Raw genomic sequence first — 13445 nt, forward strand, 5'->3', positions numbered from 1 at the left:
ATTGGCTTATTCAAAAAAAGATTAACTTTGCATTTTATTATTTGAATGAGAAAATTAGTCATCATCCCCACTTATAACGAAAAAGAAAACATCCAAGCCATCATCAAAAGTGTGATGGACTTAGAGGAAGATTTTCATATTTTGGTCGTGGATGATAGTTCCCCAGACGGAACTGCCCAGCTGGTACAAGCCTTACAACCACAATATCCTGATGCCTTGCACCTAACGATAAGACAAGTGAAAGACGGTTTAGGAAAGGCTTACATTCATGGTTTTAGATGGGCGCTAGAACATCAGTACGATTATATTTTTGAAATGGATGCCGATTTTTCTCACAATCCTAAAGATTTGCCAAGACTTTATAAAGCTTGTCAGCATGCAGATATGGCCATAGGGTCGCGGTATTCTCAAGGGGTAAATGTGGTGAATTGGCCTATGGGAAGGGTGCTATTATCTTATTTTGCCTCTAAATATGTTCGGTTTTTATTAGGTTTACCCGTTCACGATACCACAGCGGGATTTGTGTGTTTTAAAAAAGACACTTTACAAACCATTGGTCTAGATAAAGTTAAACTAAAAGGCTATGGTTTTCAAGTTGAAATGAAATATAGAGCCTATAAAAAAGGACTTCAACTTGTAGAAGTGCCGATTATCTTTACCGATAGAACCAAAGGCGAATCCAAAATGAGTGGTGGCATTATAAAAGAGGCGATTATTGGGGTGTTAAATTTAAGATGGAAAGCATTAACTGGTAGATTATGAAGCCTATACTAACGCTATTTTTGAGTGTATTACTACTCTTAACGAACTGTAAACCACCGGCTAAAAAACCTCAACATCTTTTACCTAAAGATAAAATGGCAAGCATTGTGGCGGATTATGCTATTTATAACCAAGCGCTAGAAGTCAATCGAGATGCCGACTTAGAGGAAATCAGCCTTTATATCCTTAAAAAAAATAAAATCACCCAAAAACAATTTATGGAAAGTTACCGCTACTACCTTAATAAACCTTCGGATATAGATGAGATTTATGATTTGTCCCAAGACATCATCTTAGAAAAAAATAAAGGTCTAAAAGACTTTATCAATAAAAAAGAAGCAGCGCGTAAAACTTCTGAGAAACCAGAATCATCAAAATTTAAATCGCAACCCTAATAAAAGTTACCTCAATATATGTCTTCATTTTTTAATATAGAACAAACAACCCATTCCAAAGCGAGAGCAGGCGTATTACATACGGAACACGGCGATATCCAAACCCCGATTTTTATGCCTGTAGGTACGGTAGCCTCAGTAAAAACTGTACACCAAAGAGAGTTAAAAGAAGATATTAAAGCTCAAATTATTTTGGGTAATACCTACCATCTTTATCTTCGTCCAGGAATGGAAGTGATGGAAAAAGCAGGAGGACTACATCAATTTATGAATTGGAATCGTCCTATCCTTACCGACTCTGGGGGATATCAAGTCTTTTCGCTTTCTCAAAGTAGAAAAATGACCGAAGAAGGCGTGAAGTTTAAATCCCACATTGATGGAAGCTATCATTTTATTTCCCCTGAAAAATCCATGGAAATCCAGCGACAAATTGGAGCAGATATCTTTATGGCGTTTGATGAATGTACCCCTTATCCATGTGAATACAATCAGGCAAAGTCTTCTATGGAACTCACGCACCGTTGGCTAAAACGCTGTATCGAGTGGACACAAAACAATCCAGAACTCTATGGACACAAGCAACGCTTATTCCCTATTGTGCAAGGGTCTACTTATTCGGATTTGAGAAAAATTTCTGCGGAAGTCATCGCGGAAGCAGGCGCCGAAGGTAATGCCATTGGTGGACTTTCAGTAGGGGAACCAGAAGAAGAAATGTACCGCATCACCAATGAAGTAACGGATATTTTACCCAAAGAAAAACCACGCTATTTGATGGGCGTAGGGACACCTTGGAATATTTTAGAAAGTATTGGACTGGGGGTAGATATGATGGACTGCGTAATGCCAACCAGAAACGCACGAAACGGTATGCTATTTACTTGGCAAGGGGTCATCAACATAAAAAATGCCAAGTGGAAAGATGATTTTTCAGTGCTTGATGAAACGGGAACTAGCTTTGTAGACCATGAATACTCTAAAGCCTATGTCCGTCATTTATTTGTGGCAAAAGAATATTTAGGCAAACAAATTGCTTCTATTCACAATCTAGCGTTCTATTTGGATTTGATAAAAGTGGCTAGGGAACATATTGTAGCTGGGGATTTCTACAAGTGGAAAGACCAAATATTACCCGTTCTAAAACAACGCCTCTAAGTTTTAAACTTTCAGTTTAGTCATGAAAATATTGGATGCCTACATCACGAAGAAATTTATGGGAACATTAGTGTTTATGTTGCTATTGCTTTCTATTATCGTGATAGTGGTAGATGTACAAGCCAAGGCACCTAATATTGAAAAAAGTGGCTATACCGTAGGGTATTTCTTGCTGCATTTTTATCCATTTTGGATGATTTACCTTATTCTGACTTTTATGTCTATTTTGGTATTTATTTCGGTAATTTATTTTACCTCTAGAATGGCAGATAATACCGAAATTGTAGCCATCATCAGTAGTGGTGCTAGTTTTCATCGATTTGCCAAACCTTATTTTAAAGTAGCAATCAGCATCGCTGTATTTATGTTGGTGCTTAATCATTTTGTATTGCCTTGGGCGAATGTCCAAAAAAATGAATTAATGCAATACACTTATACACAATCTCGGCAAAATGAGAACAATACCAGTGTTACTATTGCCTCACAAATGTCCCCTTACGAATATGTTTTTATAGATTCCTATAATCGTAAAGAGAAAAGAGGCTCTGGCTATCTTTATCAGAAATACGATAAAAACAATAAATTAATCCATCAAGTGATGGGGTCTAATGTCGCTTGGGAACCAGAAAAAAATGCGTTTTCTATTTCGTCTTATTATGAAAGAAAAGCAGACAAAAATAACCGCCAAATTTTGACAAATGGCAGCGAAAAATTTCAAAGTTTTGGCTATCCACCAGAAGAATTATTTCCTGATGAAATTTTAGGGGAAAATAAAACCACGCCCAATCTCATTAAATTTATCGACAGAGAAACCATGAAAGGTAATGGCAATGTCAATGCCTACCTCAATGAGCTACACGCCAGAACATCTATGCCTGTTTCTATTTTGATTCTTACCATGCTGGGATTGGCGTTGGCATCAGAAAAGAAGCGAGGTGGAATCGGGGTTAATCTCGCTATTGGGATAGCCCTTGCGTTTGTATTTATATTTTCTTTTGAAGCCTTAAAGGTGGTTTCTACCAGTCGTATTTTGCCACCATTGGTCGCTATGTGGATGCCCAATATTATATTTGGACCTATTGCCTTTTATTTGTATTATAGAAGGGCTAACCAATAAACTATATTACGATGCAACAAAAAACCTTAACGATACTCGGCTGTGGGTGGTTAGGAAAAAAAATCATTCCGATTCTTAAGCCTTATTTCTCAATTTATGGGACTACACAAACAGAATCTAGCCGACAACAAGTGGAACAGTTAGGCGCTAAAGCCCAAGTCATAGATTTTAATACCAATGATGGTAGGGATTACCAAAATATAATTGATGACTCGGATGCTGTTATCATCAGCTTACCTGTTTCAAAAAAACAAGCCAATCTACAAGCCACAGAGCATATCAGTTCACTCTTAGAGTCGTTTAAAGGCAATTTATTTTTGTTAAGCTCCATTGGAATTTATCCTCAAGATAATCAATGTTTTACTGAAGATAATCATCTAAACCTCAATGAGAATATTTTAGCTATAGAAACGGCGTATCGTCACGCATTACCTCAGATTAATATTCTAAGGTTAGCAGGGTTAATGGGAGATGAGCGTCGATTTTCAAATTATTTTAAAGACAAAGCCATTCCCAATCCTCACCAAGGCGTTAATCATATTCATTATGAAGACATTGCACAAGTGATAAAAGTAATGATTGAGCAAAATTGCCATTTAAAATTATTGAATATTGTAGCGCCCGAGCACCCAACCAAACACCAAGTTTATACTTATCAAACAGAAGGTATTTTAATAAATCCCGAACGCGTACCTTCTAAGCTTGTATCTTCTGAAAAGTTAATATCGGAACTCAACTACAACTTCATCCATCCTAACCCAATACATTTCAAATAATTACCTCTGAATTTTAATTAATGGATATTGCTCAACATCAGCTTTTAGCAAAGCAAAAAAATAAGGAACACCGTAAGTTTTTGGCTCAACTAAAAAATAAACCACCCAAACAATTGGACTACATTGCCCAAGATATTCACGATGAGGTGTTTGAAAACATTAATTGTCTAGACTGTGCTAATTGTTGCAAAACCACAGGGCCTTTGGTTACCTCACAAGATGTGGATAGAATTGCTAAATTCCTAAAACAAAAACCCGCCGATTTTGAACATCAGTATTTAAAAATTGATGAAGACGGTGACCGAGTATTCCAAAGTTTGCCGTGTCCATTTCTGTTCCCAGACAATACTTGTATGATTTATGAAGTGCGTCCCAAAGCGTGTAGAGAGTTCCCACATACCGACCGCAAAAAGGTATATCAAATCAATGCCTTAACCATTAAAAATATTGAAATTTGCCCTGCCGCCTATGCGTGGGTAGAAAAAATGCAGGATACTATTGGTTCTCGCTAGTGTGGTAATCCTTTAGCCAGGGCTTTGTTGGCTCTCTCGATAGCTTTTTTCTCTTTCCAGTCCATATAGCGGTTTTTGTAGCGTTTTTTCATAAAATTGTCGAACTGCCTTTGCACCGTAAGGTTCCAAAGAGAATGTGCTTTTACCGCCCAAGATTTATCCCAAGCCCTAAGCGAAATAGAGAAGCTTCCATCTAGATATTTCATCCAATGCCACCAGCCTGTTGGCATAAATAAAGTGTCGCCATGTTCCAAATAACATTCAATGCCTTCCACGCCATCTAAAGCGGGGAACTTATCAAAATCTGGATTGGCAATATCATAATCTTCTAGCGCATAAGTGGCAAAAGGGATTTGGTAAAGTCTTTCCTTCCATTTGTAATCGAATAACAAGATGTGTTTTCCACCATTAAAATGCGTGTGGAAGATGTGTGCCATATCAATATCGAAATGCAGAAAAGTTTCAGAGCCTTTACCTCCGAAAAACATATTAGGATATTTATCCAAAAATCCGCCCATCAAATCTTTAGGAAAAACATAATCGTCTAATAATTGAGGTGCGTGTTTTATCGGGTCAAATAAAAAGATTCTTAAGTCGGTAGGTTCTCTTTCGATTAAGTCGATATAATCTGAAAATTTCATTTTTGCCGCAGAGGCATTGATGGGTGCCGCAGGGTCTGCTTTAGAACTATCGTATAGCGGAACTTCTACATCGCCTACCGCCTGTTTCATATAGTCTAGCGTCCATTTTTTATAGGCAGGCCACTGTCTCGCCATATTTTTAATGACTAATGGTTTTCTTTTTTTAAGGTAATTTTCGTAAAAATCCTCTTTAGAAATGTCTTCTACTACATCAATAGGTTTTAAATGCAATGCCATCTTCAATGAAATTTAGAAAGCAAAGTTAAGAAAATTTAATATACCAAACGGATACTCTCATTTAAAAAATCTATCTTGATAATTTTATCTTAATGCTATTGACCCAAACTTGCGTTCGGTCAAATCATTTTTAAAATAAAAAATCCTTATCTTTGCTCATTCATAGTTATTTTAACGAAAAAGCATGTCAAAAAGTTTAATCCCAAAATTAGAGGCTATAAAACAACGCTACAACGAGGTAGCAGACCTAATTATACAACCCGATATCATCAACGACCAAAAACGCTATTCCTCTCTTAATAAAGAATATAGCGATTTAGGGAAAATTGTAAAAGTGTTTGATGATTATACCGCCGCACTTAGAATTATTGAAGAAGCAGAGGGCATCATCAGCGATGGATCGGATAAAGATTTAGCGGAACTTGCAAAGATGGAAAAACAAGAGGCTTTAGATAAAATTCCAGAAATTGAAGAGGATTTAAAATATCTATTAATTCCGAAAGATCCTGCCGATGATAAGAATGTGATGGTTGAACTTAGAGCGGGAACAGGCGGCGACGAGTCTGCCATTTTCGTGGAAGATGTATATCGTATGTATACCATGTATTTTAAATCTAAAGGCTGGAAGCACGAGGTTACAGATGCTAATGAGGCATCTAAAGGCTACAAAGAATTAATCATGCGTGTGGAAGGTGACGGCGTTTATGGAATTATGAAGTTTGAATCTGGCGTACACCGCGTGCAGCGTGTTCCTGAAACAGAGTCTCAAGGGCGTGTCCATACTTCAGCCATTACCGTGGCAGTACTGCCAGAAGCCGAAGAAGTAGATGTGGAACTTAATCCTGCGGATATAGAAATGCAGACTTCTCGTTCGGGAGGTGCTGGTGGACAGAATGTAAACAAAGTAGAAACCAAAGTGCAATTAACGCATAAACCTACGGGGATTGTGGTAGTTTGTCAGCAGGCGCGTTCGCAGTTGGCTAACAGAGAATTGGCGATGGAAATGCTTAGGACTAAGCTTTACGATATCGAATTACAAAAAGTTCAAGGTGATATTGCCGCACAGAGAAAAACTATGGTATCTACGGGAGACCGTTCAGCAAAAATTAGAACTTATAACTACCCTCAGGGGCGTGTGACCGACCATAGAATTAATAAATCTATCTATAATCTAGATAACTTTATGAATGGGGATATCCAAGAAATGTTAGATGCTCTGATTATGGCAGAAAATGCCGAAAAAATGAAGGGAGAAGAAGAAAGCGTATAACTTTAATTATCATTTAATGTCCAATCAACTCACCATAAAAGTTTATAGTTTTTCGTACAAAAAAGGCGGTATTCCTAAAGATGATACCGATAATGGCGGTGGATTTGTCTTCGATTGTAGAGGAATTCTCAACCCGGGCAGACAAGAAGAATATAAATCTCAAACAGGTGCCGACAAAGGAGTGCAAGATTATCTAGAACAAAAAACCAAAATGCCAGAGTTTCTAAAATTAGCTAAAGGCATCTTGTCTATCAATATTGAAGATTACTTGGATAGAGGTTTCGAAAATTTGCAAATTGCTTTTGGCTGTACGGGCGGTCAGCATCGCTCGGTCTATTCTGCCATTAAAACTGCAGAGTTTATTAAAGCACAATACCCCCAAGCCAAAGTTGTATTACAACATAACGAACAACCTCAATTGAACCCTTAAAATATTTATCCGAAAAATGCGTTTCTAGTATAAACTACCTTTTAGATTATGAAAAAATTAATATTTATTTTCGCTTGGCTATGTGCTGGATTTGGCTATTCTCAAGAGTTACAAGCCAATGTTCAGGTTAATCATGCACAGATTGCAGGGAGTAATACACAGGTGTTCAAAACGCTACAAAAAAACTTACGGGATTTCATCAACAATACCAGTTGGACTGGCAGAAAACTTAAAAACTTTGAGAAAATAAAATGTAATTTTGCAATTGTAGTTGCCGAAAGAACGGGGAATAATTCTTTTAGAGGAAGCATCGTGGTGCAAGCGGTAAGACCCGTATACCATACGCAATATGAAACGCCTTTACTAAATATTAACGATACCAATTTTAGTTTTGAATATACAGAAAATGAAAATTTGGTATTTAATGAAAGACAGTTTTCAGGTAAAAATTTAATTGATGTTATCAGTTTTTATGTCTATATGATTTTAGGCTACGATGCCGATTCTTTCCAAAATAAAGGAGGACAAGAATGGTTTGAAAAATCTAAAAAAATATCGCAAAATTCACAAAATCAAAACTATAAAGGTTGGTCACTGGTAGAGGGCAACCGTACCAGAGGGGCGCTGATTGATAATATTTTAAAACAAGACAACAACACCCTAAGACAAGCCTACTACAACTACCACCGCAATGGTCTAGACCAAATGTACCAAACCAATAGTCCTAGAGCTAAGCAGACTTTAGCCGAGTCCTTATTGAGTCTAAAATACTACGAGAACAATTTCCAAATGAATTACCCTTTTAATATTTTTATAGACACCAAAAAGGACGAGATATTTAATATTTTTGACCAAGGGAATAATGCCGCGATTAACATGGCAGAATTAAAAAATATGATGACCATCTTTGCTCCTAAAGATATTGAAACCAAATGGAACAAATGGAAATAATCGCAAATTCCGAAACTTATAGCTAACCCACAATTTTATGATTACAAATCAAGACCTTTTAGACATAGCTGAGGCATATGGCAGCCCAGTATATGTATACGATGCCGAATCCATCAAAAATCAATACGAGAAACTGACTTCTTCATTTTCCGAAAACACACGATTTTTCTATGCCGCAAAAGCCCTTACCAATATCAATATTTTAAAATATATTGAACAATTGGGTGCGTCTCTCGATTGTGTGTCGATTAATGAAGTGAAACTTGGACTAAAAGCGGGCTTTTCTAGTGATAGAATCCTTTTTACTCCCAACTCGGTAGACATTCAAGAAGTTGAAGAAGCTGTGAAATTAGGTGTTCATATCAATATTGATAATATTTCGATTCTTGAGCAATTTGGTAATAAATTTGGTGGGGACTACCCTGTTTTTGTAAGGGTTAATCCTCATATTTTTGCTGGGGGGAATTATAAAATTTCTACGGGGCATATAGATTCTAAATTTGGAATTTCTATCCATCAGATGCGTCATATCGAACGCGTGGCAAAGTCTACGGGTATTAATATCGAAGGGCTTCATATGCATACGGGTAGCGAAATTAAAGACCCAGAAGTCTTTTTGCAAGGTTTAGAAATTATGTTTGAATTGGCAGAGCATTTCCCGAATTTAAAGTATATCGATATGGGAAGTGGTTTTAAAATCCCTTACCAAGATTCGGATATGGAAACCGATGTAAAAGACTTAGGAAAAAAAGTAGAAGCTGCGCTAAAACAGTACAATGAAGAACAAGGTAAAGATTTAAAACTTTGGTTTGAACCAGGAAAGTTTTTAGTAGGACAATCGGGACATTTTGTAGTAAAGTCTAATGTAATAAAACAAACCACAGCTACGGTTTTTGTGGGCGTAAATTCTGGATTTAATCATCTAATCCGTCCGATGTTTTACGATTCTTATCATAAAATTGAAAACCTTTCTAATCCTAATGGAACGGAGCGTATCTATACCGTGGTAGGAAATATTTGTGAAACAGACACTTTCGCTTGGGACAGAAAAATCAATGAAGTAAGAGAAGGCGATATGTTGGTATTTAGAAATGCAGGTGCGTATGGTTTTGAGATGAGTTCTAATTTCAATTCCCGCCTAAAACCCGCCGAAGTGCTTTGGCTAGATGGCAAAGCTCACTTAATAAGAAAAAGAGATGAATTTGAAGATTTACTTCGCAATCAAATAGAAGTGGTGTAATAAAGAAAGGCTCTCATTAATAGCGAGAGCCTTTTTTGTATTAAAACTTATCAATCTTATCAGAATTGTGGAGTTCTACTGGTTTGCTGTTTTTCCTTAGTTTCATATTGATAAACTCTACTAATAATGAGAAGAATATCGCAAAATAAAGATAGCCTTTAGGAATTACACCTACTTCTTGACCAAATAACGAGAAATGTCCTAAATGAGAGGCTTCGGCTAACAACATTACCCCAATGAGAATAAGGAAAGACAAGCCTAAAATCTGGATGGTAGGATGTCGATTCACGAAGTTACTCACTGGTCCTGCAAATGCCATCATAATAAAAACAGAAATTACCACTGCTAAAATCATAATCGAAAGTGCCCCTACATCACCATATTGCTCAAAACTAACTAAACCGACTGCCGTAAGGATACTATCAAAAGAAAATACTAAGTTAAGAGCTGCAATCTGAGCCACCGCAGAAGCTAAAGTAGTCTTTTTAGAGTTTCCAATATTAAATTCTTCTTCACCTTCTAATTTATGGTGAATTTCCGATACCGATTTGTATAATAAAAATAATCCTCCGATAAAGATAATCAAACTTTGCCCTGTTACGATACCATGAAACCAAGGCAAATGAATACCAAATAATTCATTATTAAGACTAACCACCCATTTGATACCAAAGAGCAATAAAATCCTAAATAGCATGGCCAAACCTAACCCAATATTTCTAGCTTTTCGTTGGTCTTTAGGTTCAATTTTATTGGATACAATAGAGATAAATACAATATTATCTATCCCTAGAACAATTTCTAAAAATGTAAGAGTTAATAAAGCAATCCACGCATCTACTGATGCAAATACCTGAAAAATTTCCATAATGAATAATTTGTGGCAAAAATAAAAAATATTGGAAAACTGCAGAATTATTTTTTCAATAATATGTAAGCATGTATAAAAACAAAAATCGCCGAAAATCTTACGATTAACAGCGACTAAAGTACCCCAGACGGGACTTGAACCCGTACGTCCTTGCGGACACAGGATTTTAAGTCCTGCGTGTCTACCAATTCCACCACCAGGGCGAGTGGAGCGAAAAACGGGGTTCGAACCCGCGACCTCAACCTTGGCAAGGTTGCGCTCTACCAGCTGAGCTATTTTCGCATAAAGTGCGGATGAAGGGACTCGAACCCCCACGCCTCTCGGCACCAGATCCTAAGTCTGGCGTGGCTACCAATTACACCACATCCGCGGAAATCAAAAATGTACTCTTGTTCTTTTTTGTGGTTGCAAATATAGGCACTTATTATAATACACTCCAAATATTTTTTCAAAAATTTTCATCTTCACAACAATTTATTTTTTTATATCTTTACCGATTATTAATTAAATAGCAAAACTACTATGGAACTACAAGGTACAATTAAGAAAATTGGTGAGGTACAAACTTTCCCAAGTGGATTTCAAAAGAAAGAAATGGTATTGTTGACACAGGAGCAGTATCCACAACCTATTAATATTGAATTTTTATCCGAAAAAGTATATGCTTTAGATCCGTTTTCTGTAGGGGATACGGTAAAAGTGGGCATCAATATTCGCGGTAGAGAATGGACAAGCCCTCAAGGTGAGGTTAAATACTTTAACTCGATTACAGGTTGGCGTATTGAAAAAATCGACGCTTCTGCCCAATATAAAGAACCTACTCAGGCAGCACCAAGCCAAACTCCACAAACCGAATCCCCAGGCAATGACAATCCTTTTAGTGACGAAGAGGATGACCTTCCATTCTAAATAACATTAATCAATTCCACTATTCTTATGGTGGAATTTTTATTTATGATTCTTTTAGATAAAAATACCATTGCATTTCCCAACCCGCTTCATTATGATAGTGTAGAGCAAGGGCTCATCGCCATAGGGGGTGACTTATCGCCTGAGCGGGTATTATTTGCCTATCAACATGGAATTTTCCCGTGGTTCAATGACGGAGAGGATATTCTCTGGTGGTGCCCAGACCCTAGATTCGTGCTTTTCCCAAAAGACTTAAAAGTGTTTAAGTCTATGAAAAAAATTATGCGGGACAATACATTTACCTTTAGTGAAAATCAGGATTTTGAACAAGTTATTCACGCTTGTGCCCATATTAACAGACCTGCACAAGATGGCACTTGGATTACCAAAGAGATGATAAAAACCTATACCACACTTCACAATATGGGTTATGCCAAAAGTATTGAAGTTTATCAAGACGATGAATTAGTCGGTGGGCTTTATGGTATGATGGTTAATGGTATTTTTTGTGGGGAGAGTATGTTTAGTAGAGTAAGTAACTCGTCCAAAGCGGGATTAATCTACTTTATCCAAAAACATCAAGCCACCTTAAAATTAATCGATTGCCAAATTCACTCAAATCATTTGGAAAGCCTTGGAGCTAAAATGATATCTAAAACAGAATTTTTATCTTATTTGGGGCTAAAATAAAAGTCTGCTTATCAGTATGACAAACAGACCTTAGTAATAAATCTAATAAAAAGTAAAAATGAAAGGGTGCAAAGATACTATTTATAAAATTATTCCGCAAATTTTATTTCGAAATTTTTACTGGGTAGATTCAACTAGCCAATGCAACTTTGATTATTTACAAATTTAAAAAACAATTGAAAAGGTTTTTCATAATTAAGGTTTTTTCTTGGTCTTCGATTGATTTTGAATTGTATTTGTTTTATATTCATAGTGTTATCTTTATTTATGATATCTTCTTTTTTGTAATATTGTCTAATTAACTTATTCATGTTTTCTATTTGTCCCTTCTCCCAAGAACTATATGGGTGAGTAAAATAAATGTCTGCTCCTAAAGATTTTGACACTTCTTTATGAGTAGAAAATTCCAACCCATTGTCCATAGTAATACTATGAACTACTGATTTATAAGGAAGTAAAGTATTTTTTATGGCTTCTGCTACTCCCTTAGCATTTTTCCCTTTAGGTAAATAACACATGAATAACATTTTGGACACTCTTTCAGTTAAGGTCAATATAAAGCCTTGATGATTTTTACCACATATCAAATCTGCTTCCCAATGTCCAAATTCCTCTCTACGATTTACCTTCTCAGGGCGCTCTTCAATACTCACTCGCTCTTTAATACGCTCTTTAGAGTTACCTACAGGGCGTTTACGGTGTTTTAAGCGATGTCTTAGATATTGATATAAAACCCCTCCATTTTTCTTATTTTCTCGAATATATTGATAGATACGCTCTACACTTACCATTTCTATTTGATGTTTTTTACAATAGCCGTGAATCTGTTCTGGTGACCATTGTTCTTGTTCTAAATACGAACGGACTCTTTGTTCTATGGTTTTGGTAAAAACTCTATTGGAACAAAAACGTTCTTTGCGTATTTCAGCATATTGTTGTGCTTGCGTAGGATTGTACTTACCTGTTTTTGTGGCATTACGCTTGAGTTCCCTACTGATGGTACTTTTATGAACTCCTAATTCTTTGGCAATTTCACTTTGACTAAAACCTCTTTTATGTAAAGCAGAAATTACATATCTTTGGCTCTGGGTTAAATGTTTCATATTACAACTTTTTGGTCGAAGGACTAATATATACATTTTACCTTTCAGAAATAAAGGGAAGAAAGTTTTTTCTTCTCTTTACTCTGATAAATTATACTATCAACCCTTCAAAAAGTTGCAGTTACTAATGGAACTTAATGGTTTTAATTCGAACCACTTTTCGATGGCTTGTATCGGAGTTTTAACCTTAAGTTCCTTCCTAAGTGAACCGTGTCTTCTGTAGAGGTTGTAGTAGGAGAAGAATTGAGCAAAATCTTGATATAATTCAGATACATTTAGATATTGATTTTTAAGAATCGTATGGTTTTTAATAGTTTCGTTTACTCTTTTTACCATTCCATTAGTCTTAGGTGGGGCAGGTTTGGTAAGGCGATGTTCGATGTCATTTT

16 protein-coding genes and 3 tRNA genes are annotated in these 13445 nt (G+C 36.3%); 12 read left to right on the top strand and 7 right to left on the bottom strand.

Going from position 1 to position 13445, the window contains the following annotated elements; translation table 11 throughout:
- The first annotated feature begins 45 nt into the window (after positions 1 to 45).
- Genes C237_RS0104250 through C237_RS0104275 form a run of 6 tightly spaced genes read left to right on the top strand, consistent with a single transcriptional unit; the run spans position 46 to position 4714 of the window.
- Complete coding sequence (locus tag C237_RS0104250; protein WP_018675257.1) at positions 46 to 762, top strand: polyprenol monophosphomannose synthase; 717 nt, start codon at positions 46 to 48, stop codon at positions 760 to 762.
- Positions 759 to 1157, top strand: a complete 399-nt coding sequence (locus C237_RS12890) for a DUF4296 domain-containing protein (RefSeq protein WP_018675258.1) — start codon at positions 759 to 761, stop codon at positions 1155 to 1157. The genes C237_RS0104250 and C237_RS12890 overlap by 4 nt, the downstream gene beginning before the upstream one ends.
- Before the next feature lie 18 nt (positions 1158 to 1175).
- Positions 1176 to 2309: a tRNA guanosine(34) transglycosylase Tgt gene (gene tgt, locus C237_RS0104260; RefSeq protein ID WP_018675259.1), complete on the top strand. Its 1134-nt coding sequence runs from the start codon at positions 1176 to 1178 to the stop codon at positions 2307 to 2309.
- Between the two features lie 22 nt (positions 2310 to 2331).
- Positions 2332 to 3426: an LptF/LptG family permease gene (locus C237_RS0104265; protein ID WP_018675260.1), complete on the top strand. Its 1095-nt coding sequence runs from the start codon at positions 2332 to 2334 to the stop codon at positions 3424 to 3426.
- An 11-nt stretch (positions 3427 to 3437) separates the two neighbouring features.
- Positions 3438 to 4202: a Rossmann-fold NAD(P)-binding domain-containing protein gene (locus C237_RS0104270; RefSeq protein ID WP_018675261.1), complete on the top strand. Its 765-nt coding sequence runs from the start codon at positions 3438 to 3440 to the stop codon at positions 4200 to 4202.
- Positions 4203 to 4222: 20 nt separating this feature from the next.
- Positions 4223 to 4714 (top strand): YkgJ family cysteine cluster protein, encoded by a 492-nt coding sequence (locus C237_RS0104275; RefSeq protein WP_018675262.1) that lies wholly within the window; start codon positions 4223 to 4225, stop codon positions 4712 to 4714.
- Here C237_RS0104275 and C237_RS0104280 read toward each other — a convergent pair.
- A complete protein-coding gene (locus C237_RS0104280; protein WP_018675263.1) occupies positions 4711 to 5592 on the bottom strand; it encodes a cupin-like domain-containing protein in 882 nt (293 codons plus the stop codon). The two genes, C237_RS0104275 and C237_RS0104280, sit on opposite strands and share 4 nt — an antisense overlap.
- Positions 5593 to 5776: 184 nt before the next feature.
- Here C237_RS0104280 and prfA point away from each other — a divergent pair, with 184 nt between their 5' ends.
- From prfA to lysA, 4 genes are read left to right on the top strand one after another with little or no spacing between them, the layout of a single operon-like run.
- Positions 5777 to 6862 (top strand): peptide chain release factor 1, encoded by a 1086-nt coding sequence (gene prfA / locus C237_RS0104285; RefSeq protein ID WP_018675264.1) that lies wholly within the window; start codon positions 5777 to 5779, stop codon positions 6860 to 6862.
- A gap of 16 nt (positions 6863 to 6878) precedes the next feature.
- Positions 6879 to 7292 (top strand): RapZ C-terminal domain-containing protein, encoded by a 414-nt coding sequence (locus C237_RS0104290; protein WP_018675265.1) that lies wholly within the window; start codon positions 6879 to 6881, stop codon positions 7290 to 7292.
- Between the two features lie 48 nt (positions 7293 to 7340).
- On the top strand, positions 7341 to 8243 hold the full coding sequence (gene porD, locus C237_RS0104295; protein ID WP_018675266.1) for a type IX secretion system protein PorD: 903 nt from the start codon (positions 7341 to 7343) through the stop codon (positions 8241 to 8243).
- A 37-nt stretch (positions 8244 to 8280) separates the two neighbouring features.
- Positions 8281 to 9483 (top strand): diaminopimelate decarboxylase, encoded by a 1203-nt coding sequence (lysA, locus tag C237_RS0104300; protein ID WP_018675267.1) that lies wholly within the window; start codon positions 8281 to 8283, stop codon positions 9481 to 9483.
- A 40-nt stretch (positions 9484 to 9523) separates the two neighbouring features.
- Here the strand turns inward: lysA and C237_RS0104305 are convergent, their stop codons facing one another.
- The 4 genes from C237_RS0104305 to C237_RS0104320 all read right to left on the bottom strand — a co-directional run bounded on the left by C237_RS0104305 (position 9524) and on the right by C237_RS0104320 (position 10724).
- Positions 9524 to 10351: a TerC family protein gene (locus C237_RS0104305; protein ID WP_018675268.1), complete on the bottom strand. Its 828-nt coding sequence runs from the start codon at positions 10349 to 10351 to the stop codon at positions 9524 to 9526.
- Positions 10352 to 10473: 122 nt separating this feature from the next.
- Positions 10474 to 10557 (bottom strand) — tRNA-Leu (locus C237_RS0104310).
- A gap of 3 nt (positions 10558 to 10560) precedes the next feature.
- Positions 10561 to 10636: transfer RNA gene (locus tag C237_RS0104315), tRNA-Gly, on the bottom strand.
- A gap of 6 nt (positions 10637 to 10642) precedes the next feature.
- Positions 10643 to 10724 (bottom strand) — tRNA-Leu (locus C237_RS0104320).
- 152 nt (positions 10725 to 10876) lie between these two features.
- On the opposite strand from C237_RS0104320, the gene C237_RS0104325 reads away from it, so the two are divergent.
- Both C237_RS0104325 and aat read left to right on the top strand, forming a co-directional pair.
- Positions 10877 to 11263, top strand: a complete 387-nt coding sequence (locus C237_RS0104325; RefSeq protein WP_018675269.1) for a DUF3127 domain-containing protein — start codon at positions 10877 to 10879, stop codon at positions 11261 to 11263.
- Between the two features lie 45 nt (positions 11264 to 11308).
- Positions 11309 to 11953 carry a leucyl/phenylalanyl-tRNA--protein transferase gene (aat, locus tag C237_RS0104330; RefSeq protein ID WP_026315490.1) on the top strand — a complete coding sequence of 215 codons (645 nt, stop codon included), beginning with the start codon at positions 11309 to 11311 and terminating at the stop codon, positions 11951 to 11953.
- Between the two features lie 134 nt (positions 11954 to 12087).
- On the opposite strand, the gene C237_RS0104335 is transcribed toward aat, so the two are convergent.
- Entirely contained in the window at positions 12088 to 13056 is a 969-nt protein-coding gene (locus C237_RS0104335; RefSeq protein WP_018675271.1) for an IS30 family transposase, read from the bottom strand.
- 99 nt (positions 13057 to 13155) lie between these two features.
- A partial coding sequence (locus tag C237_RS0104340) for an integrase core domain-containing protein (RefSeq protein ID WP_018675272.1) occupies positions 13156 to 13445 on the bottom strand: 290 nt, incomplete at its 5' end.

The sequence above is a fragment of the Riemerella columbina DSM 16469 genome (assembly GCF_000374405.1).
Classification (GTDB): Bacteria; Bacteroidota; Bacteroidia; order Flavobacteriales; family Weeksellaceae; genus Riemerella; species Riemerella columbina.

What these genes read in the sequence shown, in the direction of transcription:
- C237_RS0104335 (WP_018675271.1), bottom strand. Translation starts at nt 13,056, where the DNA reads ATGAAACATTTAACCCAGAGCCAAAGATATGTAATTTCTGCTTTACAT.
- porD (WP_018675266.1), top strand. Translation starts at nt 7,341, where the DNA reads ATGAAAAAATTAATATTTATTTTCGCTTGGCTATGTGCTGGATTTGGC.
- C237_RS0104290 (WP_018675265.1), top strand. Translation starts at nt 6,879, where the DNA reads ATGTCCAATCAACTCACCATAAAAGTTTATAGTTTTTCGTACAAAAAA.
- C237_RS0104325 (WP_018675269.1), top strand. Translation starts at nt 10,877, where the DNA reads ATGGAACTACAAGGTACAATTAAGAAAATTGGTGAGGTACAAACTTTC.
- aat (WP_026315490.1), top strand. Translation starts at nt 11,309, where the DNA reads ATGATTCTTTTAGATAAAAATACCATTGCATTTCCCAACCCGCTTCAT.
- lysA (WP_018675267.1), top strand. Translation starts at nt 8,281, where the DNA reads ATGATTACAAATCAAGACCTTTTAGACATAGCTGAGGCATATGGCAGC.
- C237_RS0104270 (WP_018675261.1), top strand. Translation starts at nt 3,438, where the DNA reads ATGCAACAAAAAACCTTAACGATACTCGGCTGTGGGTGGTTAGGAAAA.
- C237_RS12890 (WP_018675258.1), top strand. Translation starts at nt 759, where the DNA reads ATGAAGCCTATACTAACGCTATTTTTGAGTGTATTACTACTCTTAACG.
- C237_RS0104250 (WP_018675257.1), top strand. Translation starts at nt 46, where the DNA reads ATGAGAAAATTAGTCATCATCCCCACTTATAACGAAAAAGAAAACATC.
- C237_RS0104275 (WP_018675262.1), top strand. Translation starts at nt 4,223, where the DNA reads ATGGATATTGCTCAACATCAGCTTTTAGCAAAGCAAAAAAATAAGGAA.
- prfA (WP_018675264.1), top strand. Translation starts at nt 5,777, where the DNA reads ATGTCAAAAAGTTTAATCCCAAAATTAGAGGCTATAAAACAACGCTAC.
- tgt (WP_018675259.1), top strand. Translation starts at nt 1,176, where the DNA reads ATGTCTTCATTTTTTAATATAGAACAAACAACCCATTCCAAAGCGAGA.
- C237_RS0104305 (WP_018675268.1), bottom strand. Translation starts at nt 10,351, where the DNA reads ATGGAAATTTTTCAGGTATTTGCATCAGTAGATGCGTGGATTGCTTTA.
- C237_RS0104265 (WP_018675260.1), top strand. Translation starts at nt 2,332, where the DNA reads ATGAAAATATTGGATGCCTACATCACGAAGAAATTTATGGGAACATTA.
- C237_RS0104280 (WP_018675263.1), bottom strand. Translation starts at nt 5,592, where the DNA reads ATGGCATTGCATTTAAAACCTATTGATGTAGTAGAAGACATTTCTAAA.